Source organism: Mesorhizobium sp. WSM4820 (genome assembly GCF_055811075.1).
The window spans coordinates 51,702-78,156 of the sequence record NZ_JBVVQN010000017.1 but is presented as its reverse complement, the minus strand read 5'-3'; the positions used below and the strand labels follow the sequence as shown (position 1 = coordinate 78,156).

Below are 26,455 nucleotides of genomic sequence, written 5' to 3'. Positions count from 1 at the left end.
GGGAACCGGTTTTCGGAAAAGATCATGCTCACAGGTTCTCAAGCATGATCCCATGGGTCCAACTCGATACCGCGAAAACGCCTGACGGCGACCACGCGCTGCGCCTGAAACAACGCGGCGCCGAATTCTCGATCATGCTCGGCTCGAACGAGCTGATGAACAGCCGCCTCAGCGGTTCTGAGGAAGCGCTGGCGAGGCTGTCCTGCCAAAGGATTGCCGGCCGCAGGCAGCCGAAAATCCTGATCGGCGGGCTGGGCATGGGTTTCACGTTGCGCGCCGCGATTGCCGAGCTTGGCGCCGATGCCGGCATCGTTGTCGCCGAGTTGGTGCCCGCCGTGGTGGCGTGGGCGCGCGGCCCGATGGCCTCGCTGTTCGGCGGCTGTCTCGACGATCCGCGCGTGACCATTCGCGAGGCGGATGTCGGGCAGATCATACGATCGGAAGCCTCGGCTAGGGATGCCATTCTGCTCGACGTCGACAATGGGCCGGAAGGGATCGTCCACAGGGCCAACGATGCTCTTTACAGTATAGCCGGGCTGATCAGCGCGAGAGCAGCGCTCAAGCCCGGCGGCGTGCTGGCGGTCTGGTCGCAGGGACCCGACAGCGGTTTCACCCGCCGGCTCAAGCAGGCGGGCTTCGCGGTCGAGGAGGCCAAGGTGCGAGCCAATGGCAAGCGCGGCGCACGCCAAATCATCTGGATCGCGACCAACGGACCCCGGCCTGCTGCAACCGGCGCCAAGCTGTAGCTTGTTATCGGCCGTCCTTTGCCGACCGCCTCTCAATCCTCGTGCAGCACAAATTCCAGATACAGATTACGCTGTAGCATCGAGTGGTTGTCGTCCGAGACCAGCGACACCATCAGCGCGCCGTCGTCGCGGGTCCAGACGTCGAGCCCTTCCATATTGTCGATCTGGTAGCCCATGTCGGCTTCCATCAGCACCGGCCCGTCGGCAACCGCGCCCTTCTCGACGCTTTCGCCATAGATGCGCCGCAGCCGCATCTTGACGCCGCCGGCCATCGAAAAGCTGCGCTCCAAAAGCAAGAGGTCGCCGTCCGGCAGGAAGGCGCCGTCGGCAATGTCGAAATTGCCGTTGCGCTTGACGGTGAAGACGCCCTTGTGCGGCCCATCGATAACGGCCGCATAGATGTTGCCTGCCTTGTCGAGGCTCTTTTCCGAGACCACGACCAGCCCGCCTTGGTGCTGGCCGTCAGGATTGGCGTGGGTGACGGTCTCAAAGCCGCGATTGCGGCGAAGCTCCCAGGCTGGAATCAGGAAGTCGAGCTGCCTGAACGGCGGCTTCATGTCGCCCGGTTCGATCTTGAACTGTGCAATGCGGTGATCGCGCTCGAAGCCGACTGTGGCAATGCCGTCCTTGAGCGCAAGGCCTTCGGCGTCGACCTCCCATTTCTCGGCGATCAGCTGGCCTGCCTCGTCGGCCATCTGCTGCATACGGAAATTCTGGATGCCGGATGGGCGCTTGTCGGCATCATGGGTGACGGTGCCGAAGAACCAGAAACCGGTGTCGGCGACGCCGATGAAATCACTGCCGGGCTTGCGGAAACGAAACGCCGACAGCGCGCCGAAATCGCGTGACGGCGAGGTCATTTCCAGCCCGCCGACGAATTCGAGCGGGCCGAACCGCTTTTCGTCACCGCCGATATGAAACCGGTCTATCAGCCGTGCCGAGATTTCGATCGGCTCGACCGCAACGGTGCCGGCAGCGATGGGAGGCGACCAGGCGATGCCGGCAACGAAAAGGGCTGTGGCGGCGAAAAGCGTCTGCCGAAAGCCGCCCCGCGAAAAAATCATCCGGCGCGCCGCATGCCGCCGCGTCGCGTGTCGCGCATGCTTTCCTCGCCAAACAGCGAGGCCAGTTGCTCGGTCATGGCGCCGGCCAGTTCCTCGGCATCGACGATGGTGACGGCGCGGCGATAGTAACGGGTAACGTCGTGGCCGATGCCGATGGCCAAGAGCTCGACCGGCGAGCGCGTCTCGATCAGTTCGATGACGGCGCGAAGATGCCGCTCGAGATAGTTGCCCGGATTGACCGACAGCGTCGAATCGTCGACCGGCGCGCCGTCCGAGATCATCATCAGGATCTTGCGCTGCTCCGGCCGGGCGATCAGGCGGTTGTGGGCCCACAGCAGCGCCTCGCCGTCGATGTTTTCCTTGAGCAGGCCCTCGCGCATCATCAGGCCGAGATTGCGCCGCGCCCGCCGCCACGGATGGTCGGCGGATTTGTAGATGATGTGGCGCAGATCGTTGAGCCGCCCAGGATTGGGCGGCTTGCCTTCCTTCAGCCATTTCTCGCGTGCCTGCCCGCCCTTCCAGGCGCGGGTGGTGAAGCCGAGGATCTCGACCGAGACGCCGCAGCGTTCCAGCGTGCGCGCCAGAATGTCGGCGCAGGTGGCGGCGACCGTGATCGGCCGGCCGCGCATCGAGCCCGAATTGTCGAGCACCAGCGTCACCACCGTGTCGCGGAATTTGGTGTCGCGCTCCTGCTTGAAGGACAGCGGCTGCATCGGGTCGATGACGACGCGCACCAGCCGCGCCGGGTCGAGATATCCCTCTTCGAGATCGAAATCCCAGGACCGGTTCTGCTGCGCCATCAGCCGGCGCTGCAGCCGGTTGGCCAGCCGGCCGACGACGCCGGACAGGTTGGCAAGCTGCTTGTCGAGGAAGGCGCGCAGCCGATCCAGCTCTTCCTCTTCGCACAGATCCTCCGCACCCACCGTCTCGTCGAAGGCGGTGGTGAAGATCTTGTAATCGATCTCCTTCGACAGATTGGTGAAGGGATTGTCGTTGCGGCGCGCCTCGCCGGGCGTCTCGGCATCGGCGTCGTCATCGTCGGACAGGTCGTCGGCGGTAGCATCGGATGCCTCCGTCTCGGCCGATTGCTCGTCGTCGGACGACGCCTCGGTGTCGTCGGACTGCGACTGCTCGGAGCCGGAATCGTCCTCGCCGCCCTCTTCGCTCTGCTCCTCGCCTTGCGGCTGGTTTTCATCGTTGTCTTCGGAGTCTTCGGTCTCCTGGTCGTCACCGAGTTCCTCGGCCATTTCCATGGAAGCCAGCATCTCCCGCACGACACGGGCGAAGGCCTGCTGGTCGTCGAGCTTTGCCGACAGTCCGTCGAGATCGGCACTTGCCTTCTCCTCGACCCAAGGGCGCCAGAGGTCGACCAGCCGCTCGCCGCTCTTCGGCGCGGCGCGGCCGGTCAGCTTTTCGCGCACCATCAGGGCCAGCGCCTCCTCGATCGGCGCGTCGGCCTTGTCCTTGACGTCGATGAGGTTGGCCCTGGCGTATTTGTCCTCGAGCATCGAGCCGATATTGTCGGCCACACCCTGCATGGCGCGGGAGCCGATCGCCTCGACGCGGGCCTGCTCGACCGCATCGTAGATGGCGCGGGCCTGTTTGCCCTCCGGCGCCAGCCTGGTGTGGATGCGCGTGTCGTGGCAGGCGCGCTTCAGCGCCATGGAATCGCCGAGCCCGCGGGTGATGGCGATGTCGGCTTTCGAGGCTTTCTTCGGCAGTTCAGGCAGCCGGGCGCGGCTGCCGGCGAGCGCCGGCCGATCCTTGGCGAAACCGACTTCGAGGTCCTTGTCGCCGGCAATCGCGCGCATGCAGACGGTGACGGCGCGCTTGAAGCTGTCGGCTTCAGACCCCGTCTTCGACTTGTTGCGCGTGTTGTCGCCTGGACCCGCCATCGATCATTCCTTGGAGCATGACCCCGAAAATCGGAATCGAGCCATGCTTAGCCCAGAACCACGTTGGCGGCGCTCTCCGGCAAATCCTGGCCGAAGGCGCGCTGGTAGAACTCGGCGACCAGCGAGCGTTCCAGCTCGTCGCACTTGTTGAGGAAGGTCAGCCTGAACGCCATGCCGATATCGCCGAAGATCTCGGCATTCTCGGCCCAGGTGATGACCGTGCGCGGGCTCATGACGGTCGAAAGGTCGCCATTGATAAAGGCCGAACGCGTCATGTCGGCGACACGCACCATCTTGTTGACGATCTCCTTGCCCTTGGCATCGCGATAGTGCTTGGCCTTGGCCAGCACGATGTTCACCTCATTGTCGTGCGGCAGATAGTTCAGCGTGGTGACGATCGACCAGCGATCCATCTGCGCCTGATTGATCTGCTGGGTGCCGTGATAGAGGCCGGTGGTGTCGCCGAGGCCGACGGTGTTGGCGGTCGAGAACAGCCGGAACGCCGGATGCGGGCGGATGACCCGGCTCTGGTCGAGCAGCGTCAGCCGGCCGGACGATTCCAGCACGCGCTGGATGACGAACATCACGTCCGGACGGCCGGCATCGTACTCGTCAAAGCACAGCGCGACATTGTGCTGGTAGGCCCAGGGCAGGATGCCGTCGCGGAATTCGGTGATCTGCAACCCTTCCTTGACGACGATGGCGTCCTTGCCGACGAGATCGATGCGGCTGACATGACTGTCGAGATTGACGCGCACCATGGGCCAGTTGAGGCGGGCGGCGACCTGCTCGATATGCGTCGACTTGCCGGTGCCGTGATAGCCCGACACCATGACGCGGCGGTTGTAGGCAAAGCCGGCGAGGATCGCCATCGTGGTGTTCTTGTCGAACAGATAGTCGGGATCGATGTCGGGCACATGCTCGCTCGACACCGAATAGGCCGGCACCACCATCTTGGACTCGAAGCCGAATTTCTCCTTCACCGGCACGGTGGTGTCGGGCAGGTTGGCGATGTCGCGATCGACCTTGTTCATCTTTATCAACGTCTCCACGGGCGAAGCGCCTGATTTCGCCGGCAATCGATTTTGTCCGGGGGCGGTCTTAGAGCCTTTTCCAACCTTATGAAAGTTGGAAAACGACACGGAGGTCGCTCAGCACAATCCTGCCTGCTTGAGCACGCGATAGGCCTGGAGCACATCGCGGAACCGGTCTTCCGAACCTCTGTCGCCGCCATTCGCATCCGGATGGTGGCGTTTCACCAGTTCCTTATAACGCGCCTTGATGTCCTTGCCAGTCGCCTTTGTATCAAGGCCAAGCGTTTCCAGCGCCTTGGCCTCAAGAGGCTTGGCCTTGCGCTCACGCGCCTCGCGCGGATCTTTTGGGCCTTTGAACAGGTCGAACGGATCGCGCATGCGGTTGTAGTAGCCGGCGCGGCCGGAACGCTGCTGCGCGAAATCGGGCGAGGAGCGCGTCGAGGCGCCGTTGACGCCCATCTTCCATGTCGGCCGGTGGCCGGTCATCGCTTCCTTCTGGAAGCGGGCGATCTCGGTATCGGGGACACCGGAGAAATAATTGAAGCCCTTGTTGTACTCGCGCACATGATCGAAGCAGAACTGAAAATACTCGCCCTCCTTCATGCGCCCGACCGGCGCGCGATGGGTGCCGGCCTCCTTGCAACCGTCCCACTGGCAGATCGGCGAACGAGACTTCAGCTCCGCATCCTTCTCCGGGCGGATGCGGATTTTCTCGAAATATTTGGGGTACGGTTTCATCTCACCCATTTATGGGCTGTTCGCCGGTGCGAAACAAGAATTGACATTTTCGCGATGATCGCCCTAACCGCTGAATCGCGGCATAAAGCGGGCGATCGGCGAATTTTGTCGCGACGGCGGCGCCGCGCGTCCTTCCGGACGCGCAAACGGCACCGATTTTCGGGGGTCATGCGCCAGCCATATGTGGTGAAGGGAAGTACGAATGTCCATACAGTCGACGATGGAAGGCAAGTTGAAGAAGGCGTTTTTGCCGGAGCGACTGGTCATCATCAACGAAAGCCATCTCCATGCCGGCCATCACCATCAGGACTCCGACCATCACGGAACCTATGACGGCACCGGTGAGACGCATTTCCGCGTCCGCATCGTCTCCTCAGCCTTTGCCGGCATGAGCCGCATCGAGCGCCACCGCGCGGTCAACGCATTGCTGGCCGACGAATTGAAGGCTGGTGTCCATGCGCTGGCGATCGAGCCGGCCGCGCCGGACGAAAAGATCAGGTGGTAGACCTCAGAGCAATTCCAGGAAAAGTGTGAAACGGTTTTCCCGGGAAAAGCGCATAGCGCTTTCCCTAGGGAATTGCGCAAAAACCAAGAGATAGAGCGGTTCGGCGTTTCCGTGAAACGATGAACCGCTCTAGCCGAGCGCTGCCTTCAGGAAAATCATCACCGCACGGGTCAACGCGTCGCCTTCGTCGCCGAAATCGCGATTGATCGACATGTGCGAATAGGCGCTGCCATCGAACAGTGTCACCTCCGTTCCAGTCGCCCGCAGGCGCTCGGCGAAGGCCCATGAGGCTGCCGCACGACCCGCTGCGCGCGAATAGGCGATGAAGGTCGCCGGATGTTTGCGGCTCCCGACATGGGTGGCCGGCGACAGCGTTCGCCACTGCGCCGGGTCGGGAAAGGCCTTTGCATAGGCCCGTGTCATGCCGCCGCTCCTCGCAAGCGCCTCCAGGTCATAAGCCCTGGTATCGTTCAGAACCAGCGCCGCGACGCCGGGCAGACCGCCGCGCAGCCCGGTCAGTGCGGCGAGATGGCTGCCGGCCGAATGGCCCATCACCGCAATCCGGTTCGGATCGCCGCCGTATCTGGCGATGTTGGCGCGCACGTAGCGATAGGCCTGCTCGACATCGTTGGCCTGGGTGGCGACATCAGCCTCAGGCAGCATCCGGTAGTCGATCGAGACGAAGCAGAAGCCATTGTCGAGCAGGAAGTCCGGCTTGACGTCGACGTTGGTGCGATTGCCGGCTCGCCAGGCACCGCCATGGATGAAAACGATCACAGGCAGGGAACTGGCGCCGGCGCGCGCGTAGATATCGAGCCTGGCCGGACCGTAGTCGATAGTTTGCGGAGATGGCGAAAGCCGGCGCGACGCCGCCGAAGCGCTGGCCGTCAACAAAGCCATCGACATCAAAAGCAGGGTTCGCCGATCGATCACCGTCACCTCCAGACAGCCCGGTCGAAAGTGCACGCCGGCGCGGCGAGCGTCCAGGATTGATTAGCCGCGAAAGAACCTATCAGAACTAAATCTCGCCGGCCGGCCTGATCCTCAGCCTTGCAATCCGGTTCTTGTCGCGCTTCATGACGACGAAGCGCTTGCCGTGAAAGGTGAACGCCTGCTTCTCGTCCGGGATCAATTGCGTCTCGTGGATGACGAGACCGGCAATGGTGGTGGCTTCTTCGTCCGGCAGGTCCCAGTCGAGCGCCCGGTTCAGGTCGCGGATCGACACAGTGCCATCGACGACGACGGAGCCGTCGGCTTCCTGCTTGACGCCCTGCATGTCGATATCGTGCTCGTCGGCTATCTCGCCGACGATCTCCTCGATGATGTCCTCCAGCGTCACCAGCCCCTCGACCTCGCCATACTCGTCGACGACGATAGCGAAATGCGCCTTGCGCCGCAGGAAGGCGTTGAGCTGTTCCTGCAGCGTCGTGGTATCGGGCACGAACCACGGTTTTGAAGCGATCTTCATCACATCGATCTTGGAAAAGTCGTTGCCGACATCGTTCAACGCGCGCAGCAGGTCCTTGGCGTGCAGCACGCCGACGATGTTGTCGAGCGAGCCCTTCCACAAGGGCATGCGGGTATGCGGGCTCTGCAGGATCTCGCGCACCACTGCCTCCGGCGGATTGTCGGCATTGACCGAGCGCATGTTGGTGCGATGGACCATGACATCGGACACTTCGAGCTCATCGAGATCGGACAGGCGACCGATGCGGGCGCGATCCTCGCGCACCACCTGTCCGTCGCGACGAAAATCGTCGACGGCGCCCCGCGATTCGTCATGGCTCGAATGCTGCGGCTCGATGCGCTGCAATTCATAGCCGAAGGCGGCGAGCAGGCGCGCGCGAAAGGCAAAGGCAAGCAGGCCGAGCCCGGCAAGGACAGCAGCGACAATCCAGCCGGCCTCGCTCATCCCGGTCGGCCTCTCGGCTGACCCGGTCGGCCTCCCGGCCGACTCGGGCGGCTGTTCTGCTGACCCGGATGGTTCTCCCTCAGAAACGACAGCACTTCCGACGCCGGCACATCCTTGGCGATGAAGGCCTGGCCGATGCCGCGCGTCAGGATGAAGGTCAGCGCGCCGCGCGACACCTTCTTGTCCTGGGCGATAAAGGCAAGCAGCGCCTCGGCGTCAGGCAATTCACCCGGAATATCGGCCATGCGCCAGGGCAGGCCAACGGTGCGAAGATGCGCCTCGACGCGCGCCGCATCGTCGGGACTTGCCAGGTTGAGGCGTGACGAAAAGCGATAGGCCAGCGCCATGCCGATGGCGACGCCCTCGCCGTGGACGAGACGGGCGCTGTCATACCGGGTGGCAGCCTCGAGCGCGTGGCCGAACGTGTGGCCGAGATTGAGCAGCGCGCGGTCGCCGGTCTCGAACTCGTCGCGGCCGACGACATCGGCCTTGGCGCGGCAGGCCTCGGCGATGGCCTCGGTCCGCTGCGGGCCGCCAGAGAACACCTTGCCCCAGTTTTCCTCCAGCCAGGCGAAGAAGTCGGGGCGATCGATGAGTCCGTATTTGGCGAGTTCGGCGTAACCCGCCCGGAATTCCCGTATCGGCAGCGTGTCGAGCACTTCGGTGTCGGCCAGCACCAGTTTCGGCTGATGGAAGACGCCGACGAGGTTCTTGCCACGCGCACTGTTGATGCCGGTCTTGCCGCCGACGGAAGAGTCGACCTGCGCCAGCAGCGAGGTCGGGATCTGCACGAAATTCATGCCGCGGCGCACGATGCCGGCGGCAAATCCGGCCAGATCGCCGATGACACCGCCACCGAGCGCGACGACGACATCGCCGCGTTCCAGTCTTGCGGCGAGCACGCCGTCCACCACCTCTTCGAGATGCGCGAAACTCTTGGTCTTTTCCCCCGCCGGCAGCGTAATGACGGCGGGCCGGATGCCGCCCTTTTCAAGGCCGGCCCTCAACGTCTCGAGGTGGGCGGCGGCGACATTGACGTCGGTGACCACCGCGGCGCGCGTGCCGGGCAGGCGGCGCGAAATCTCGGTGCCGGCGCGCAACAGCAGGCCGGAGCCGATCAATATGTCATAGGCGCGATCGCCGAGCCCGACTTCGACGGTGACTGTCGCATTGCTTTTCACGAGCCCACCTCGCCTGTCGCGGCTGCCACGCCGAAATACCCGCAAAGCGCGTTCACCACCTCGGCGGCGATGACCTCCTTGCGATCGTCGCGGGTCGGCACGGTAACATCGGCGGTTGCGTAGACCGGATAGCGCTCGGCCATCAACCGCTCGATCACGGCACGGGGATCGGCGCTTTTCAGGAGCGGCCGGTTCTGCTTCTTGGAAACGCGGTCCATCAACAGATCGATCTCGGCCTTCAGCCATACCGACACGCCATGGCCGGCAATGGCCTCCCGCGTCTGCGCGCTCATGAAGGCGCCGCCGCCCGTCGACAGCACCTGCGGGCCGTGTTCCAATATGCGCAGGATGACGCGCTGCTCCAGCGCCCGGAACTCGGGCTCGCCATAGCGTTCGAACAGTTCCGGGACGCTCATCCGCGACACGCTTTCGATTTCCTGATCACTGTCCATGAAAGGCAGTCCCAGCATCCCCGCCACCTTGCGGCCGATCGCCGTCTTGCCCGCGCCCATCAGGCCGACAAAGACAATGGAACGGCTGCCCAGCCGGCCGAGCAGCGCGGCATGGCTCTCATCGGGAGGATTGGCTGGCAACGCGTTCATGACACCATGATGTTTCTAAGCAGGTTCCGCAAAGCTATCCCAGGTTTTGCGACAGAACCTGCGACAAGCCAAAGAATCCAGGCAGGCATTTTCGGGCTAGCCCACGAATGCCTGCTTAGACCCCTCTTTGCCGGCGTATCGACATCAAAAGCCTGATTGCGTCAAGCGTGGCGCCGCCGCACGTCGTCGGCGCTTCGCCCTTGAATTGGCCGGATTGGCGTCTCATAAGGGCACTGGGTTTGGAAACGCAGAACAACAAGACGGGCGAAAATTGATGCCGACACTGTTCCGCTTTGTCGTGACGCTCACGATTCTGGCCGGCATTGTCTATGGCGCGATGTTCGCTCTGGCGATGTTCGTCGAGCCGAGAAAGGCCGAAATGAGCGTGCGCATCCCTCCCGAAAAGCTCATTCCCAAGAAAAACTGAGAGACATGAACAGCGCGGCCCGCATCGAAGCCTTTCTGGAAATGATGAGCGCCGAGCGCGGCGCTGCCGAAAACACGCTTTCCAGCTATCGCCGCGACCTCGAAGACGCATCAGCGGAGATCGACGGCGGGCTCGCTGGTGCCGCCGCCACCGATATCCGCAACTATCTCGACGAGATAGCAGCACGCGGTTTTGCCGCCACCTCGCAGGCACGCAAGCTGTCGGCGATGCGCCAGTTCTTCAAGTTCCTCTACGCCGAGGGTCTGCGCGGCGACGACCCGACCGGAACCCTCGACAGTCCGAAGAAGGGCCGGCCGCTGCCGAAGACGATGAGCGAGGCCGACACCGGCCGGCTGATCGACCGTGCGGCGCAGGAGGCAGCTGGCGCCTCGCTGAACGATGGCGACGGCCTGGCGGCGCTGCGCCTGCATGCGCTGGTCGAGGTGCTCTACGCCACCGGCCTGCGGGTTTCCGAACTGGTCGGCCTGCCGGTGACGGTGGCGTTGCGCGACGATCGTTTCTTCATGGTGCGCGGCAAGGGTGACAAGGAACGCATGGTGCCGCTATCGACAAAGGCGCGCGTGGCCATGCGGGCCTGGCTCGCTGCCCGGGCAACGGTGCCGGCTTTGGCGGATAGCCCGTTCCTGTTTCCGGCGGCAAGCGACAGCGGCTATCTCTCCAGGCAGGTCTTCGCCCGCGACCTGAAGGGCCTTGCCGCGCGGGCCGGCATCGCCTCGGCGAAAATATCGCCGCATGTGCTGCGCCATGCTTTTGCCAGCCATCTGCTGCAGAACGGCGCCGATCTCAGGGCGGTGCAGCAGTTGCTTGGCCATGCCGATATTTCAACGACGCAGATTTACACACATGTTTTGGAGGAGCGGCTGGTGCGGCTGGTCAACGATCATCATCCGCTTGCCGACTAGGCGTCATATCGCTATGTGAGGACGACGTTCCACCGCCCGGAGCCTCTATTTCCCAGGTTCCGCCAGTCATTGCCTCCCGGCTTGTCATTGCCTCCCGGCTTATCGGTCCGCTCAAGAATGTACAATTACCTCGATTTCGAAAAGCCGGTCGCCGATCTCGAAGGCAAGATCATCGAGTTGAAGAAGCTCGCCGAGAATGGCGAGGCGGTCGATGTCGGCGATGAGATCAGCCGGCTCGAGAAACGCGTGCGCGACGCATTGCGCGACACTTACAAGGCACTGACCCCGTGGCAGAAGGTGCAGGTGGCGCGCCATCCGGACAGGCCGCATTGCGTCGACTACATCAAGGGCCTGTTCAACGATTTCACGCCGCTTGCCGGCGACCGCAATTTCGGCGAGGACCAGGCGATCGTTGGCGGCTTCGCCCGCTTCCGCGGCGAGCCGGTGGCGATCATCGGCCAGGAAAAGGGCTCGGACACGGCCAGCCGGCTGAGGCATAATTTCGGCTCGGTGCGGCCGGAGGGCTATCGCAAGGCGGTGCGGCTGATGGAACTCGCCGACCGCTTCAATATCCCGTTGCTGACGCTGGTCGACACGGCCGGCGCCTATCCGGGCGTCAATGCCGAGGAGCGCGGCCAGGCCGAAGCCATCGCCCGCTCGACCTCGGCCTGTCTTCGCCTGAAGGTGCCGTCGATCTCGGTGGTCATCGGCGAAGGCGGCTCGGGCGGTGCCATCGCGATCGCCACCGCCAACCGCGTCTACATGCTCGAGCACGCCATCTATTCGGTGATCTCGCCGGAGGGCGCCGCCTCGATCCTGTGGCGCGACACCACCCGCTCGAAGGATGCGGCGACCAACATGAAGATCACCGCTCAGGATCTGCTGGAGCTCAAGATCATCGACGCCATCGTTCCCGAACCGCTCGGCGGCGCCCATCGTGGCCCGGATACGGTGATTGCCGCCACCGGCGATCTCATCGCCAAAACGATGAAGGAATTCTCCGGCGCCAACACCGATTTTCGTGAGCAGCGCCGCGAGAAATATCTGACTATGGGGCGAAACCTCTAGACTATGATCCCGAACCGAGGCTCAGCGCAGCAAAAAGTGGGTACCGGTTTTCGCAAAAGGCGTGGTCGAACAAGAGGATTCAGGCCGGCCGATTTCAGTCGGACGGACCGCCGGACGGTTTCGACGCCGCAATGTGGCGAGATTAAGCACCTTCGCCACAAAAATGCCGCTGCGCTCGTTTCAATCGGATTGCCGTAAGGCCCGGCGCTGCGGTAAGGAATTTTCAAGGTTAACGGGCTTAGGGTTGGGCCTGTCGGCCCTGATGCCTGCGGTCCGAAAGAAAAGACATAGCCATGTTTGCCAAGCTTGCCCGCACCGCACTTGTGATTGCCGCGATAGGCGTCGCTGGCTGCAACGATTCTTCGATGAAGGATTTTGCCCCCCACGCCAACAAGCCGTTGCCCGAAAAAATCCTGGCCAGCATGAAGGCCAAGGGCATGACCCGCACCTCGCCGGTGATGGCCCGCATCTTCAAGGAAGAGGGCAAGCTCGAAATCTGGAAGGCCAAGACCAACGGTCGCTATGACTTGGTCGCCAGCTACGACATCTGCAAATGGTCGGGCAAGCTGGGCCCCAAATACACCGAAGGCGACCGCCAGGCGCCGGAGGGCTTCTATACGGTCCGTCCGGCGCAGATGAATCCGCGGTCGAGCTACCACCTTGCCTTCAACATCGGCTATCCCAACGTCTACGACCGCGCCAATGGCCGCACCGGTTCCCATCTGATGGTCCATGGCGCCTGCTCGTCGTCGGGCTGTTATTCGATGACCGACGCGCAGATCGAGCAGATCTACGCCTTCGGCCGCGACGCTTTCCAGGGCGGGCAGACCGAGTTCCAGATCCAGGCCTTTCCGTTCCGCATGACCGCCGCCAACATGGCGCGCTATCACAAAGATCCGAACTACGAATTCTGGAAGATGCTGAAGGTCGGCTACGACAATTTCGAGATCACGAAAGTGCCGCCGAAGGTCGATGTCTGCGAGAAGCGCTATGTCTTCAACCAGGTCGCGCCTGACGGCGAGACCTTCGATCCGACCGGCGCCTGCCCCGCGACGACCCAGCCGGATTCGCTGAAGAGCGCCTTCAATGCCTACCAGAGCACCTACGAGGCGGCTTTCAATGGCGCGGTCAAGGCCAGCGTGCCGGCTCCCAAGCCGACCATCGGCGGGATCAAGGAAGCCAGCATCGTCTCCGAGTGGTCGAAGAAACGCGCCCGTGGCGAACGCGTGCCGATCGATCCGCCGTCGTTCAACGCCGACGGCTCGGTGACGGCGACGGCGCGCATGGGCCGCATCGATTCGCCGGCGGGCCGCAAGATGGCCGCGCTCGACGCCGAGAAGGCCGCCAAGCAGAAGGCCGAGGAGCAAAGGCTTGCCGCGATAGAAGCGGCCAAGGCCGCGAAAGAGGCGGCCAGGGCTCAGGCTCTGGCCGAAAAGCAAACGGCCAGGATCAATTCGCTGGCCGAAGAGGAGGATGCCAGGGCCGCTGCCGAAGCGCCTGTCGCTACCGCGACAATTGCGTCGTCCCCCGATGCCGCCCCGGCCGCAACGCAGGCGGCGAATGCCGGTGAAAGCAGGACGACAAGGCTGAAGAAGAAGCTGCTCGGGATGTTCGGCGGCTGAGCTTCATGCCTGAACAAGGAGATGGGGGCCAGGAAGACAGGCCCTCAACCAGCCCCGCCCCCGCCCCCGTCTACGACCTCAAAGGCCTGAACTGCCCGTTGCCCGTGCTCAAGGCAAAAAAGCGGTTGGCCACAATGCGGCCGGGCAGCCGGCTATGGCTCGAAACCACCGACCCCCTCGCCGTCATCGACATTCCCGCCTTCTGCACCGAGAGCGGCCATCGATTGATCGAAACGGCAGCGGTTTCCGGCGGCCATCGGTTTCTGGTCGAGCGCGGCGGCGGCTGAGCGGGATAATCTCCCCCCTCGAGGGGGAGATGGCCGGCAGGCCAGAGGGGGTTGCCGCGCGTGAAGCGCCAACCTTATCTTTCGTTCCTACGGGGCGTCGCACCGGCCGAGACGACCCCCTCTGTCGCCTTCGGCGACATCTCCCCCTCGAGGGGGGAGATCAGCCGCCTACCGCCCGGCGATGGCCAGCGGGTTGTTTTCCAGCGCTGCGCGGTCCGGTGAGTCGATCGACGGCCGGTTGGTGAAGGCGGCAAACAGCCGGCGGACGTAATCTTCCGGCATGTCGAGCGTGATCAGCACCAGCCTTGTGCCGCGTTGGCCGTCCGGCCAGGACGGCAGCCGCGCCGGCGGATGCAGGATCTTCTGGACGCCGTGGACGACCAGTGGCCGCGACGGGTCTTCCAGCAATTCGATGACGCCCTTCATGCGCAACAGGCGCTCGCCATGTGCTGATCGCAACAGGTCGAGGAACATCTCGATCGCCGAAAACGGCACCGGCCCGTCATGAACGAGCGAGTAGGAGCGCACGCGGGAATCGTGCCGATGGTCATGATCGTGGTCATGATCGCCGTGGTCACCATGGTGGTGGTGGTGGTGATCATGGGCGGCTTCCTCGCCCAGCCAGCGCCGCACGTCGGCGGACTTGGTGGCTGGGTTATAGAGGCCGCAATCGAACAGCGCCGCTGCATCGGTCCTTCTGTCACCCGCATCGAGCAGCTCGGCACCCGGATTGATCTGCCGCAGCCGCGCCCGCAAGGCCTCGACGTCGCGCGGATCGGTGGCCAGATCGGCTTTCGTCAGCACGATGCGGTCGGCGACCGCCGCCTGCTTCACTGCCTTGACATGGGCGTCGAGCGTGGCGTCTCCGTTGACCGCGTCGACCAGCGTGATGACGCCGTCGAGCCGGAAGGCCTCGACCAGCGCCGGATGGGCCATGATCGACTGCAGCACCGGCGCCGGATCTGCGAGGCCGGTGGTTTCGATGACGACGCGGCCAAGCCGGGCGATGCGGCCGGTCTGCAGCCGGTCGACGAGATCGGCCAGCGTGTCGACCAGTTCGCCGCGCATCGTGCAGCAGAGACAGCCGTCGGAAAGCTGGATGATCCCGTCGGAGGCCTGTTCGACCAGGAGATGGTCGATCGCCACCTCGCCGAACTCGTTGATGATGACCGCGGTGTCGGCGAGCGCGGGATCCCTGAGCAGCCGGTTGAGCAGCGTCGTTTTGCCGGCGCCGAGAAAACCGGTCAGCACCGAAACGGCGATGGGAAAGCTGCTGCTCATCAGCCTAGTTCACTGCCTTGGCGGGCTCCTGGGCCGCAGTAGCGGAACCGATCACTGCCGGCTCCGCGCCGGGCGGCGGCGGCAGGTCGGGCCGCCAGCTCGGCAGCGGCACGTCGGCATATTCCTGGCCCGATGCATCGAGCATGGCTTTCGGTATCGGCCCGGTGGCGCCGCCAAGGCCGACTGCGACCAATGCCGGCGCGTGATCGAGTTTTTTTCGATAGGGAGATTTTGGCGCATTCTTATCGCCGACGGGGGCGGCAGCTTCCGACTGCTCCTTAGCCGGCTTCTTCCTGCAAATCTCGTCGTTCATGTCGTTGACCGATGTGGTGTCGCCATAGGAAGGCAGCGCCGCCACCGTCAGCCAGCCCGGTGTCGGCGTGGCAAAGCCTTGGTCGAGCAGCCTGGCGACGGTCTCGGCGCGAGTGATGGCCGACTTCTCGCCAAGCACCACCGCCACCAGCGTGCGCCCGTCGCGTGTTGCCGAGCCGATCATGTTGAAGCCCGACGGACAGACGAAGCCGGTCTTCATGCCGTCGGCGCCGGGATAGCGGCCGATCAGAAGATTGTAATTCGAGATCTTCTTCTTGCCGACGGCCAGGCCCTCGATCGAGAACCATGGGGCATATTGTGGAAATTCCGTGCGGATCGCCATCACCAGCAAGCCGAGATCGCGCGCAGTCGTATACTGGTCCGGCGAAAACAGCCCGTTCGGGTTGACGAAATGCGTTCCGGTCATGCCGAGCCGGCGCGCCTCGGCGTTCATGCGTTCGGCGAAAGCGATCTGCGAACCGCCGATGTTCTCGCCGACGGCCATGGCGACGTCGTTGGCCGATTTGACCAGTATCATCTTCAGCGCGTTATCGAGCCGCATGACCGAGCCGGGCTTGAAGCCCATCTTGCTCGGCGGCTCGCTGGCGGAACGCTTCGTCACCTTGATCGGCGAATCGACCTGGACCTCGCCGGCGGCAATCGCACGAAACGCCACATAGGCGGTCATCAGCTTGGTCAGCGAGGCAGGATACCAGCGCTTGAATGCCTCCTGGTGCTGGAGGATCTTGCCATTCTCCAGGTCGAACACGATCGTCGGATTGGCGAGAGCCGGGCCGGCCAGCGCCGCAAGCGCCACGGCGCCCGCGAGCAACAATTTGAGGAAACGCCTGTACCGCATGGTGGAATCCGAAATCGCCTCTTGCCGCAGTCGCCTCTGGCTCCGTAAGATTTGCTACGCGATCGCCAGCATGGTGATCCGGTCCCTCTATCCGGATCACTATCTTGCGGTGCTATTTAGCCTATGTGACGTCAAGATGGCAAAGTGCCTGAATGACAATTCTAAAACAGCAGGCACAATTGCAAAGCAGCAGGCAGAGCCCGTCTGCTCCAACAGCGAGATGGAACATCATGCCGATCCTGAACCGCGCCGCCGAAATGCAAGACGAGGTCGCCGGCTGGCGCCGCCATCTGCACCAGACGCCAGAGCTGAATTTCGACGTCTTCGAGACCGCCGCCTTCGTCACCGAGAAGCTGCAGGCCTTCGGTTGCGACGACGTGGTGACCGGCCTTGGAAAGACCGGTGTCGTCGGCATCATCCGCGGCCGCCTGGGCGAAGGCACGAGCATCGGCCTGCGCGCCGACATGGATGCGCTGCCGCTCAACGAGATCACCGGCAAACCCTACGCCTCGACCATTCCTGGCAAGATGCACGCCTGCGGCCATGACGGCCACACCGCGATGCTGCTTGGTGCCGCCAAATACCTTGCCGAGACGCGCAATTTCGCCGGCTCCGTCGCAGTGATCTTCCAGCCGGCCGAAGAAGGCGGCGGCGGCGGCAACGAGATGGTCAAGGACGGCATGATGGAGCGCTTCGGCATCTCCAAGGTGTTCGGCATGCACAACATGCCGGGCCTGCCGGTCGGACAATTCGCCATCAAGCCGGGCCCGATCATGGCGGCGACAGCCGAATTCACCATCACCGTCAAGGGCAAGGGCGGGCATGCGGCGATGCCGCACGGCACGATCGACCCGATCGTCATCACCAGCCAGCTCGTCGGCGCTCTGCAGACGATCGCCTCGCGCAGCACCGATCCGGTCGAGGCTGTCGTGGTGTCGGTGACGAAATTCCACGCCGGCGACGCCTACAATGTCATTCCCGAGAGCGCCGAGATCGCCGGCACCGTGCGCACGCTGAAGAAGGAGGTCGCCAGGAAGGCTGAGCAGCGTGTGCGCGCCATCTGCGAGGGCGTGGGCGCGGCCTTCGGCGCAACGATCGAGGTCGATTACAAAGCCAATTATCCCGTCACCTTCAATCATCCGGAGGAGACGGTCTTTGCCAGCGATGTCGCCGCTGAAATCGCCGGCGAGGCACAGGTGCAACGCGCCATCCAGCCGGTGATGGGCGGCGAGGATTTCTCCTACATGCTGGAAGCGCGGCCGGGCGCCTTCATCTTCATCGGCAATGGCGACACCGCCGGTCTCCACAACCCTGCCTACGACTTCAACGACGAGGTCATCCCGCACGGCATGAGCTATTGGGTGAAGCTGGCGGAGACGGCGCTGGCCGCCTGATGCATCGGCCATAAACCGCCCTGCGGCTTGATCCGAGGGGTGCGCCGCGATTTGGGATGGCTGCAAGGCGGTCGGGCGCGGGACGTGACGATGCTCCGATCGTCACTTCCGACCGGACCGCCTCCGCGCAAGACCCAAGGCAATGCCCAGGGCGATACCGATTCCGATACCCGCAATGATATTGTCCGATGCGACACCGATAGCCACGCCGATCACAACGCCGAGTGTGATGTGTTTGGCATCCATCATGCCGGGTCATTTAGGGTGGAAGGGGAGAGCTGCAACCGCTGGTAGGCTGCCATCCGATGTTGCCTGGGATCGCTACGGCCCGCTCTTCGGGTCGTCGACCTCCAGCGCCTCCATGACGGGCGCCAGATCACTCTCTTCGGCCGGATCGTCAGCCTGCGGCTGTTCGCCTGTCCGGGCCCTGTTCAGAGCTTTCTCAATGGCCTCTTCGATGTCGCCGATCTCGTCTTGGCGCACCTCGTGGCCATAGCCGGCCGCATCGGCATCCTGCTCGAATTGCTGAACCAGGACGGCCACGCTCACTTCGCTTTCCGCGGGCAGGTTACCGACGTTCTCCTGGAGCCAGGTTTCGAAGAACTCTTTCGTGGCACTCATGCGGGTCTCTCCTTCGGCACACTAAAGCGCGGCGGTGGTCCGAAGTTCCGCTATTTCCGGCTCATCTTTGCGGTCCACTCGTGACCGGCCGATTGCGTCAAGCTTGCCTCTTGGCGAAACGGTCCGAAGCGGCTATGTGTCGGGCCGCGTGGTCCCGTAGCTCAGTAGGATAGAGCGGCAGATTCCTAATCTGTAGGTCACAGGTTCGATTCCTGTCGGGATCACCATAGTTTTCAATTACTTAGGGAGCCATCGCCGTACTTTTTTCTGCGATTTTGTATGGCGAACTTTGTACACGTTGTGGTCGTAGCGCGCTTGGTGTGCGCTTGGTGCCAGCCAGACACCGTTTTCATACGCAACGTGCAGTGCACTCAGGAAGAAGACAAAACAGATGACGAGACCAAATAGTTTGCCAAACCCCTGGCTCCTGGACCACGCCCTGCTTTGAGACACGCTACGTCATCACGCCTGTTTCCGTTCCGGTCGCAACGCTTCAATTCGTCAGAAGAGCTAGAAGGGAACGCCTTGTAGCTCATGTCCTCAGGCGAGCGTCGAAAGAAGCGCCACAACGGGAAATTCCGCACGGCATATGGCCTGACGCCGTTGCCCGACAAGATACTCTATCTCGATCCTAACCAGGTGGCGCCGGAAACGATCAGCGGGCTGCCTTGACCACTCGAAATGGTAGCAGCATTGGCACTCGCCGTTCGTATTCCTGGTATTCGGGGAACGCGGCGCGCAGCACGCGCTCTTCGTTCACGGCCCGCCGGAACTGAAGCATAAACCAGCAGGCACCGACCGCAACCGACGAGATCGACCAGTTGGCGATGATAACACCGCTGATTGTGATCGCCTCCGCAACATAAAGCGGGTGTCTGACGATGCTATAGGGGCCGGCGATCACGAGCTTTCGAGCTGTCGCCATTATAGAAAATGACCGTCCAAGCCAAAGCAGGCAGTAGGCTGAAAGGATCGTGCCCACCACGATCATCGCGGTTCCAAACAGTCGAACTTCTGTTGGAACGGTTCCGACCGGGAGCACGACCAGCAAGAACATCACAAAGGTTCCCGCGATCGAGACTATGCGCGGTGCAAGGCCCGACGCGCTGGCCTTGGCCGGCAGCCTCACCAGCGTGAAAAAGAGCGACATAGCCATGAAGATCAAGGCAGCGATCCGAGAGATCAATACTAGCGACCATCCTTCGAGACTCTCGCGCGCATTGAATATGCCGCCAATTGTACCTGTTTCCAGCACTACCAGCGCCGAGAAAATAGCCAGGATCGCGGCCTGGCCGGCGAAGTCTTCAATTCGACTGGTCATGATTCAGCTCCGCCATTTGCAAGTCTGATGCGATGGGCCTTTTAGGCGTGGTGAACGGATAGGCGAGTTGTCCCAAATAGGCATCTGGCACCGGCTCGTCGGTCCCGTATTTCGTCGGCATCGCTTTGGGCATGTACATCGTGCCGAATATCGCATCGATGATAGAAAGCTGGCCGGCGAAGTTCTTGTCGATGGCCGCTGGCTCGTTAGCATGGTGCCAATGATGAAAGAGCGGTGAGGCGACCACCCACTTGAACGGCCCAAACCCGATCCTGATGTTCGAGTGAATTAGTAGCGCCTGCCATTGGTAGATCAGCCCAGCGATGATGATTGGCCAGACCGAAAAGCCGAGGGCGTAGATCGGTAGGAGCGACGTCGCCTTGACGAAGAGTTGGTCGAGGGGATGAACACGGTGGGCAGCCAGGGCGTCCAGTTCTTCGATGCTGTGGTGGATCGCGTGAAAACGCCAAAGGAACGGCACAGAGTGGAGCGTCCTGTGGGCGACGTAGAAACCAACGTCCGAGATAACGATCACCTCGATCGTCTGGAGCCATATGGGCTGCGCCCGCACCGTTTCGCCGATGATACTCGGAACGGCTGAATTGATGGCCATTATACAGGCGCCGACAAAGATCAGAAATCCGATCTTGAACAGCAGTCCGGTCACCAGCAGGTGAAGGAGGTCGGTTACGAACGCCCGTCGCGGGTACCGTCGCCCCTCATGAAGCGGCACCAGATGCTCCAGCGGAACGAAGATCATAAAGACGATCAGAATCGCTTTCAGATCGATTATCTCGAACATTATTGAAGCCCACCAAGCGGCTGACGCAGGTATGGCCGAACCGTTTTCCGACGCTGGCCTCCGCGTGGCGAGCGGTCCGGCCGGCTATCTGTGGCCATCACAGGATTGCCGCGGCAAGTGACTAGCGGAACAGATATTTTGATACCTCTGGATTGCCTCGTCGCCACATAACGTTATCCAGGAAGTAGTGGTGCACGTTGATGAATATCCACGCTATGAAGAGGAACAGCGACGAGCCGAGCACCTCTTTATTATAAGGAATCAAAGCAGACAACGCGATCGGGACCAGCCAGAAACCGAGAATCCCAAGAATACTACCAATGATGACAAAGCCCAGCACTCGCAACCTATACATCGGACCAATAATGGACAGGACCTTGAATTCGGGTTCTATAACAGCATCTGAACGGTCGAGCTCTACGTTGGTCTGATAACGCCAGACCACCGCCAGGTACTGCAACGAATGGAGCGCCGGCACCACAAGCAACCAGAGCGGGTTTATCCTCACAAATAGAATCCAGGCGTATAGAGACACGACGTAAGCGACGACGCCGTTGTACGGTAGCGTGCCACCATGCTTGTGCCAGCGATTGATCAGCATCACGACCGTGGCTGCCGTGGAAGCAGCGGCGGCAAATACGGCAATATTGGTGACCCATGAGGGGGCGGCAAATGTGTAGTAGTCCAAGCCCCAGAATTGCCTTTCGGTGATCACCGCGTTTGTCTGAAGCCAGGCGAACAGCCATACGGCATAGCCGTTGAACAGCAGCACTTTCTTGTCTTGCTCGTTGAAGAACCTGCGCTTCAATACGGCGTCCACCATCAGCATGCCGTAGCCTTGCTTGACATAGTGCCAGCCCACAAAAAAGGCCATCGCATTGCCAGCATACCCCAGCAGGCGCGCATTCCCCGCTATTGAACCGTAAGCAAAAAAACCGCCCATGATCAGCGGGACGACAATGCCCGCGAAGATGTAACGGACCTGAAGGTTCTTGTCATATCCGTCTCCGCACACCTTCCGCCCGAAATTGCGATAGAAAAGTTGATACGAGTGGGCAAAGTGCGGATGGTTTATCAGATGAGCCAGCAACAACATCGTTGCGCCCACGAAACCTTCGTACTTAAGAGGGACAAAAAACAAGACCGGCAGGATGAGCAACGCGCTCCAGCCAAGCATGAGAAAGTCAGCGACCGGACCAAAAAGATACTTCTGTGGGGCCGCCGCCACAGGAACCGCATCCGCCGAAAGGTGAAGTGCCATATTTATGCCCCGTGGGGAGACTCATTTAACAAGCCCGTCGTTTCCTAACGGTTAACGTGAAACGGTTGTGATCACGATAATTGTTGGTCGTTCCATCGCTGCGGCATTTCTTCATCTTATGCCCGTCGCGATAGCGTTCCAGGCAAAGCGCATTGTGGGATTCGCAATCGCGTGCTTGCCGACGATCTCGTCGGCATGCGCCAACCCGAATGCGATGGCGATCTCGTCACTATAGTCCTGGATTGCTGCCGCGGCCCGACGGAGTAAGTCGGCGCGCTCCACAGGCTCAGGGATACGGCAACGGTGACAACTGCCCTGACGCCACGGTCGCCATGATCCTATACCCAAATGGGTCATGCGCGGCCCATGGAACCACTCTATTATCGATGAGGGGTAGCTTGCTGCGAGCAAAATCGCACTTGGCAATTGGTGGGGCAGGGGGAAACTACGATCATTCCTACGACCGCGCTGGTGTCAAAGCTCAGTGGGTGGCGAGCGACTGCCTCAGGCCTTGTTTCATGCTGGAGGGCAACATGCGCGCCTCTTTTCGACGTATGTTCATCAATCTGGATCGAGTACTCCTTAAGCTCGCGTCAGCTGTACTTCTCTTTTGCGCGTGGAGCGGGGATATCCATGCCGGAGAGTTCAAGAAAACGAATTGCTGGTTCGAGGTTCCGCGCGACCGTGGAATGACGTGCGGGACTCTCAATGTCCCTGAAAACCGCAAAAAAGCTTCTGGGACTGAAATCACTCTATCGGTGGTGGTCTTCGAACCCGACCGCGAGCGGCATGAGCCCATTGTGTTTCTCACGGGCGGGCCGGGCCAGCCCACCGATATTGGCGACAGGGAAGACATCGAGGCATGGTGGCAGTTCATAAGTGATCAAAATTGGATGATCGGGCGCCGGGTGGTCGTGGTCGACCAACGAGGGATAGGAAAGTCAATTCCCAGGCTGAGCTGTTCGCGATACTTCAAGGCCGATCATTGGAACTCCATTTCGTTAAGCGTCGATGCCGAGATCAGCTTTGACAAGCTCATGAGAGATGAGGTGGCCGCGTGCCGAAGCGCGCTGATAGCAAAGGGCATTGATCTTTCCGCCTACAACACCACCGAAAATGCAGCAGATATCAACGACGTTAAGAAGGCTCTTGGCATAAGGAAGTGGGTACTCTACGGCGTCTCTTACGGCACAAGAGTTGCCTTGGAAGTGATGAATGAGCATCCAGAGGGCATCTCGGCGAGCATTCTGGATTCCGTTCTTCCCCTTGATATCGACTACCTCAAGGAAGACGGAAAAAATCTGGATCGTTCTTTGCGACTGCTGGAACGAGATTGCCAAAAATCAAAAAATTGCATGCGCGGACTGGGAGACGCGGTGCGAGCGATCGTAAAGCAATTGGACAAACAGCCGGTGCTTTTGCGGAGCGACGACAGGGAAAACGCTCCCGCTCAGTACAGATATGTCTCCGGAGCGGATTTTCTCGAACTTGTATTCGGGTTGCTATATGATCGTTACGCTATCGAAGATCTTCCAAAGCTGGTCGAGAAAACATACGAAAACGATTTCAGACCGCTTGCGGATATGATCTTTGAACATGACGATACCGAGATTGCCCAGGGCATGGATTTTTCGGTCACCTGCTCTGAGACCATCAGATCCGAGCTGCCTGACAAGCGCCTCGAATACTGGACGAAGTGGATCGGAGAGGCCGACTATACCTGGGTTTGCCCGCTTTGGTTTCCCCAGGGAATGACGGTTTCGCAAAAGCATCCTCGCCGCCTGGATATCCCGACCCTGCTGTTGTCGGGAGAGTATGATCCGGCAACACCGACTCACTGGGCATATCGTGCGGCCAAAAGCCTTCCTTTTGGGCAGGTCGTCGTGCTTCGCGGGATTGGGCACGATGTGATCGATTCCGACCCTTGCGGATCGGAGGTTGTCACCGATTTCCTGGCCAACCCCAGACGCAAGCTGAAGACTGGGTGCATTGGACGGATGCAGGCCCCGCAGTTCACCGCGGCGGCGGAGGAGCAGTGGCGAGGGCCAGAAACGCAGCGGGCTGCGGCGATAAGGTCGCCAAAGCAGATGAGGTCGCCGTTCCGGTTCAGGCATCGCTCTTCAACATCGCCCAAAAAACACTAATTCCCTGGCGGCAAGCGCCGCCAAGCTGCATCACGATCGCGGGCGGCCCCGAGACGGTCCGACTCGCTATCCAAGATTCGGTATGTTTAGATAGGTGCCTACCAAGGGGCTGGCGGTGGGCGCTGCTTTCGATTTTGACGCGATCGGTGTTGCCTTTGTCGAGGCAGCCCTCGATCCATCACGCTGGGATTCCGCGATGGAGGTGGCAGAAAAGGCCACCGGGAGCGCCGGAGCGCTGCTCTTCGACATAAAAGGGCATCTGCCACTCGTGCCTTGCAGCCGCACCATGGCCCCTGCTCTCGAATCCTACGTCCGCGACGGCTGGATAAACCGCGACGAGCGGTATCGCCTCATCAACTTCCTCGATCGGAAAGGGGTCACCTCGGAGTTCGACCTCCTGACGTCAGACGATATCGCCAAGCATCCATACTACCAGGAATTCCTCGCACCTTTCGGCCTGCGATGGTGCGCGGCCGTCAAGATCGCCGCCGGAGATGACTTCTGGGCGCTGTCGCTGCAACGGTCGATCCAGCAGGGCCCGTTCACGCCAGACGAAATGAGACAGCTGGCGGACCTTTCGAAACAGCTGGGCTCTGTGGCCGTAGTTGCGCGGGCAATAGGTTTCGGGAGGGCCGACGCGGCACTGGATGCGTTTAGCGCCACCGAAACGCCTGCCGTCATGTTGGATAGGAGCGGCAATGTCCTCCGGTCCAATGCTCCGGCGGAAAGGCTTCTGGGGCGAGGCCTGCAGATTACGCGCCGGCGTCTGGTCTCCTTTGACCGAACCGCGACAGATGCTCTCGACCGATCGCTGAAAACGCTGCTGTGTTCGCCGGACACGGCCGCATCGATGCCACCTGTGCCACTGCCCAGACTGCAAGGGCGGCCGCTCCTTGCCTATCCGTTGCGACTGCCGAAAGTCTCCTACAACGCGCTGGCGCCGTGCCAGGCAATCGTCATCCTCATTGATCCTGACGCGAGACCTCCTCCTCCTGAAGCCGTGCTGCAGTCCTGCTTCAGGCTGACAGCGTCCGAAGCGAGGCTGGCGAGAAAGATTTGCGCGGGACACGGCGTTGAAGCGGCAGCCGACGAACTTGGCGTTTCCTATGAGACCGGGCGCAACCAGCTGAAATCGGTCTTCGCGAAGACGCAGACGCATCGGCAGTCGGAGCTGGTCGCGCTTCTCACAAGGCTCTCGAGCGGCCGATAGTTCGGGCGTGACCGTTCTGTCCAGTGCCATCGGGCACGTTATTGTCGGTGGAAACGCGTTTGGCGACAGGCGCCGCAATTGGTACTACGGCGCTTTTGCGTGAACATCGTCTTCGCGTCAGCGCACCCGCCGCGCAGGCCACGCCATCACATACGCCGACCTGTTTTCGCGTCGAACAGGTGGGCGCAGGCGCGATCGACTTCGATCCCTATCGCCGCGCCCTGCGTGAGCGGCAGCCGCTCGCGGAACAGGCAGGCAATTTCCTCGCCGGCGCAGTCGACCTTGGCGAAGATTTCCGAACCCGTGGCTTCCAGGAGCGTGACCGTGCCCGGCATGCCCTGGGCAGTTGCGCGGATGTGCTCGGGACGGATGCCGTAGACAAGTTCGCGTCCTGCAGCGTCGGTCGGACGGGCGCCTTCCGGCAGCGGCAGGATCAGCCCACCAGCGCTGCGGAACACGCCTTCCTCGATGCGGCCGGCAATAAAATTCATGGCGGGCGAGCCGATAAAGCCGGCAACGAAGAGATTGGCCGGCTGGTCGTAGAGGTCGAGTGGCGCGCCGATCTGCTCGACCAGGCCGTCATGCAGCACGACGATCTTGTCGGCCATCGTCATGGCTTCGATCTGGTCATGCGTGACGTAGATCGTGGTGGTGCCGAGCCGCTGGTGCAGCCCCTTGATCTCGCCGCGCATCTGGACGCGCAGCTTGGCGTCGAGATTGGAGAGCGGCTCGTCGAACAGGAAGACCTGCGGGTCGCGTACGATGGCGCGGCCCATGGCGACGCGCTGGCGCTGGCCGCCTGAGAGCTGACGCGGATAGCGCTCTAGCAGCTTTTCCAGGCCAAGGATGCTGGCGGCATTCCTGACGCGGCCAGCGGTATCGGCCGGATCGGCTTTCTTGATCTTGAGGGCAAAGCCCATGTTGTCGGCCACGGTCATATGCGGATAGAGCGCGTAATTCTGGAACACCATGGCGATGTTGCGGTCCCGCGCCCGCAGATTGTTGACCATGCGCTCGCCGATGGTGATCTTGCCGCCCGAGATCGTTTCAAGGCCAGCGATCATGCGCAGCAGCGTCGACTTTCCGCATCCCGACGGGCCGACCAGGATGACGAACTCGCCGTCGGCGATGTCGACGCTGACGTCGTGAATGATCTTGGTGGCTCCGAAAGCCTTTTGCACGTTGTTGATGTTTACCGATGCCATTGGATTTCTCCGGGAGAAGAGTGATGTCGAGCTGGAATGCG

At 61.8% G+C, this 26,455-nt stretch carries 27 protein-coding genes and 1 tRNA gene; 12 read left to right on the top strand and 16 right to left on the bottom strand.

Annotated features, from left to right (window positions below):
• Positions 1–44 precede the first annotated feature (44 nt).
• Entirely contained in the window at positions 45–746 is a 702-nt protein-coding gene (locus AC0L2R_RS24875; RefSeq protein ID WP_473512120.1) for a spermidine synthase, read from the top strand.
• A 32-nt stretch (positions 747–778) separates the two neighbouring features.
• Here AC0L2R_RS24875 and AC0L2R_RS24870 read toward each other — a convergent pair whose 3' ends face one another.
• The 4 genes from AC0L2R_RS24870 to AC0L2R_RS24855 form a co-directional block, all read right to left on the bottom strand.
• Positions 779–1,810 (bottom strand): esterase-like activity of phytase family protein, encoded by a 1,032-nt coding sequence (locus AC0L2R_RS24870; RefSeq protein WP_473512119.1) that lies wholly within the window; start codon positions 1,808–1,810, stop codon positions 779–781.
• Entirely contained in the window at positions 1,807–3,705 is a 1,899-nt protein-coding gene (cobT, locus tag AC0L2R_RS24865; RefSeq protein WP_473512118.1) for a cobaltochelatase subunit CobT, read from the bottom strand. The genes AC0L2R_RS24870 and cobT overlap by 4 nt, the downstream gene beginning before the upstream one ends.
• Positions 3,706–3,752: 47 nt before the next feature.
• Entirely contained in the window at positions 3,753–4,739 is a 987-nt protein-coding gene (cobS, locus tag AC0L2R_RS24860; protein ID WP_128168748.1) for a cobaltochelatase subunit CobS, read from the bottom strand.
• A gap of 117 nt (positions 4,740–4,856) precedes the next feature.
• The gene (locus AC0L2R_RS24855) at positions 4,857–5,486 is read right to left on the bottom strand and encodes a J domain-containing protein (protein ID WP_036262308.1); all 630 of its coding nucleotides are present in this window, start codon (positions 5,484–5,486) and stop codon (positions 4,857–4,859) included.
• A gap of 193 nt (positions 5,487–5,679) precedes the next feature.
• Here AC0L2R_RS24855 and AC0L2R_RS24850 point away from each other — a divergent pair, with 193 nt between their 5' ends.
• A complete protein-coding gene (locus tag AC0L2R_RS24850) occupies positions 5,680–5,982 on the top strand; it encodes a BolA family protein (protein ID WP_473512117.1) in 303 nt (100 codons plus the stop codon).
• 129 nt (positions 5,983–6,111) lie between these two features.
• Here the strand turns inward: AC0L2R_RS24850 and AC0L2R_RS24845 are convergent, their stop codons facing one another.
• From AC0L2R_RS24845 to AC0L2R_RS24830, 4 genes are all read right to left on the bottom strand, one after another.
• Entirely contained in the window at positions 6,112–6,915 is an 804-nt protein-coding gene (locus tag AC0L2R_RS24845; RefSeq protein WP_473512115.1) for an alpha/beta hydrolase, read from the bottom strand.
• Between the two features lie 85 nt (positions 6,916–7,000).
• Positions 7,001–7,894, bottom strand: coding sequence for an HlyC/CorC family transporter (locus AC0L2R_RS24840; protein ID WP_473512114.1), 894 nt, complete (start codon positions 7,892–7,894; stop codon positions 7,001–7,003).
• Positions 7,891–9,075 (bottom strand): 3-dehydroquinate synthase, encoded by a 1,185-nt coding sequence (gene aroB, locus AC0L2R_RS24835; RefSeq protein WP_473512112.1) that lies wholly within the window; start codon positions 9,073–9,075, stop codon positions 7,891–7,893. The genes AC0L2R_RS24840 and aroB overlap by 4 nt, the downstream gene beginning before the upstream one ends.
• Positions 9,072–9,677, bottom strand: coding sequence for a shikimate kinase (locus tag AC0L2R_RS24830; RefSeq protein WP_287071812.1), 606 nt, complete (start codon positions 9,675–9,677; stop codon positions 9,072–9,074). Before AC0L2R_RS24830 ends, aroB begins: the two co-directional genes overlap by 4 nt.
• Positions 9,678–9,951: 274 nt before the next feature.
• Here AC0L2R_RS24830 and AC0L2R_RS24825 point away from each other — a divergent pair, with 274 nt between their 5' ends.
• The 5 genes from AC0L2R_RS24825 (at position 9,952) to AC0L2R_RS24805 (ending at position 14,004) form a co-directional block, all read left to right on the top strand.
• Positions 9,952–10,104 carry a histidine kinase gene (locus AC0L2R_RS24825; protein WP_091593135.1) on the top strand — a complete coding sequence of 51 codons (153 nt, stop codon included), beginning with the start codon at positions 9,952–9,954 and terminating at the stop codon, positions 10,102–10,104.
• A gap of 5 nt (positions 10,105–10,109) precedes the next feature.
• A complete protein-coding gene (locus tag AC0L2R_RS24820; RefSeq protein WP_473512111.1) occupies positions 10,110–11,027 on the top strand; it encodes a site-specific tyrosine recombinase XerD in 918 nt (305 codons plus the stop codon).
• A gap of 117 nt (positions 11,028–11,144) precedes the next feature.
• Positions 11,145–12,095: an acetyl-CoA carboxylase carboxyltransferase subunit alpha gene (locus AC0L2R_RS24815; RefSeq protein WP_473512110.1), complete on the top strand. Its 951-nt coding sequence runs from the start codon at positions 11,145–11,147 to the stop codon at positions 12,093–12,095.
• Positions 12,096–12,388: 293 nt separating this feature from the next.
• Positions 12,389–13,717 carry a L,D-transpeptidase family protein gene (locus AC0L2R_RS24810; protein ID WP_287218398.1) on the top strand — a complete coding sequence of 443 codons (1,329 nt, stop codon included), beginning with the start codon at positions 12,389–12,391 and terminating at the stop codon, positions 13,715–13,717.
• A 5-nt stretch (positions 13,718–13,722) separates the two neighbouring features.
• Positions 13,723–14,004 (top strand): sulfurtransferase TusA family protein, encoded by a 282-nt coding sequence (locus AC0L2R_RS24805; RefSeq protein ID WP_473512108.1) that lies wholly within the window; start codon positions 13,723–13,725, stop codon positions 14,002–14,004.
• A gap of 168 nt (positions 14,005–14,172) precedes the next feature.
• Here AC0L2R_RS24805 and AC0L2R_RS24800 read toward each other — a convergent pair whose 3' ends face one another.
• Entirely contained in the window at positions 14,173–15,285 is a 1,113-nt protein-coding gene (locus AC0L2R_RS24800; RefSeq protein WP_473512107.1) for a CobW family GTP-binding protein, read from the bottom strand.
• 4 nt (positions 15,286–15,289) lie between these two features.
• Positions 15,290–16,456, bottom strand: coding sequence for a D-alanyl-D-alanine carboxypeptidase family protein (locus AC0L2R_RS24795; RefSeq protein WP_473512106.1), 1,167 nt, complete (start codon positions 16,454–16,456; stop codon positions 15,290–15,292).
• A 230-nt stretch (positions 16,457–16,686) separates the two neighbouring features.
• Here AC0L2R_RS24795 and AC0L2R_RS24790 point away from each other — a divergent pair, with 230 nt between their 5' ends.
• Positions 16,687–17,850, top strand: coding sequence for a M20 aminoacylase family protein (locus AC0L2R_RS24790; RefSeq protein WP_128176127.1), 1,164 nt, complete (start codon positions 16,687–16,689; stop codon positions 17,848–17,850).
• Between the two features lie 102 nt (positions 17,851–17,952).
• Here AC0L2R_RS24790 and AC0L2R_RS24785 read toward each other — a convergent pair whose 3' ends face one another.
• The gene (locus AC0L2R_RS24785) at positions 17,953–18,099 is read right to left on the bottom strand and encodes a glycine zipper domain-containing protein (RefSeq protein ID WP_236368745.1); all 147 of its coding nucleotides are present in this window, start codon (positions 18,097–18,099) and stop codon (positions 17,953–17,955) included.
• Positions 18,100–18,171: 72 nt separating this feature from the next.
• A complete protein-coding gene (locus AC0L2R_RS24780) occupies positions 18,172–18,471 on the bottom strand; it encodes a DUF768 domain-containing protein (protein ID WP_027153425.1) in 300 nt (99 codons plus the stop codon).
• Between the two features lie 150 nt (positions 18,472–18,621).
• Here AC0L2R_RS24780 and AC0L2R_RS24775 point away from each other — a divergent pair.
• Together AC0L2R_RS24775 and AC0L2R_RS24770 are read left to right on the top strand one after the other, a co-directional pair.
• Positions 18,622–18,698 (top strand) — tRNA-Arg (locus tag AC0L2R_RS24775).
• A gap of 307 nt (positions 18,699–19,005) precedes the next feature.
• Complete coding sequence (locus tag AC0L2R_RS24770; RefSeq protein ID WP_473512104.1) at positions 19,006–19,143, top strand: hypothetical protein; 138 nt, start codon at positions 19,006–19,008, stop codon at positions 19,141–19,143.
• Here the strand turns inward: AC0L2R_RS24770 and AC0L2R_RS24765 are convergent.
• The 3 genes from AC0L2R_RS24765 to AC0L2R_RS24755 form a co-directional block, all read right to left on the bottom strand.
• Positions 19,127–19,792, bottom strand: a complete 666-nt coding sequence (locus AC0L2R_RS24765; protein ID WP_473512103.1) for a methyltransferase family protein — start codon at positions 19,790–19,792, stop codon at positions 19,127–19,129. The two genes, AC0L2R_RS24770 and AC0L2R_RS24765, sit on opposite strands and share 17 nt — an antisense overlap.
• Positions 19,776–20,594, bottom strand: coding sequence for a sterol desaturase family protein (locus AC0L2R_RS24760; protein ID WP_473512102.1), 819 nt, complete (start codon positions 20,592–20,594; stop codon positions 19,776–19,778). The genes AC0L2R_RS24765 and AC0L2R_RS24760 overlap by 17 nt, the downstream gene beginning before the upstream one ends.
• Positions 20,595–20,715: 121 nt before the next feature.
• On the bottom strand, positions 20,716–21,855 hold the full coding sequence (locus tag AC0L2R_RS24755) for a hypothetical protein (RefSeq protein WP_473512101.1): 1,140 nt from the start codon (positions 21,853–21,855) through the stop codon (positions 20,716–20,718).
• A gap of 518 nt (positions 21,856–22,373) precedes the next feature.
• Between AC0L2R_RS24755 and AC0L2R_RS24750 the strand changes: the two genes are divergently transcribed.
• Together AC0L2R_RS24750 and AC0L2R_RS24745 are read left to right on the top strand one after the other, a co-directional pair.
• Positions 22,374–23,999, top strand: coding sequence for an alpha/beta hydrolase (locus AC0L2R_RS24750; RefSeq protein ID WP_473512100.1), 1,626 nt, complete (start codon positions 22,374–22,376; stop codon positions 23,997–23,999).
• 115 nt (positions 24,000–24,114) lie between these two features.
• Positions 24,115–25,209, top strand: a complete 1,095-nt coding sequence (locus tag AC0L2R_RS24745; RefSeq protein WP_473512099.1) for a helix-turn-helix transcriptional regulator — start codon at positions 24,115–24,117, stop codon at positions 25,207–25,209.
• A gap of 146 nt (positions 25,210–25,355) precedes the next feature.
• Here AC0L2R_RS24745 and AC0L2R_RS24740 read toward each other — a convergent pair whose 3' ends face one another.
• Entirely contained in the window at positions 25,356–26,414 is a 1,059-nt protein-coding gene (locus AC0L2R_RS24740) for an ABC transporter ATP-binding protein (protein ID WP_473512098.1), read from the bottom strand.
• Between the last annotated feature and the right edge of the window lie 41 nt (positions 26,415–26,455).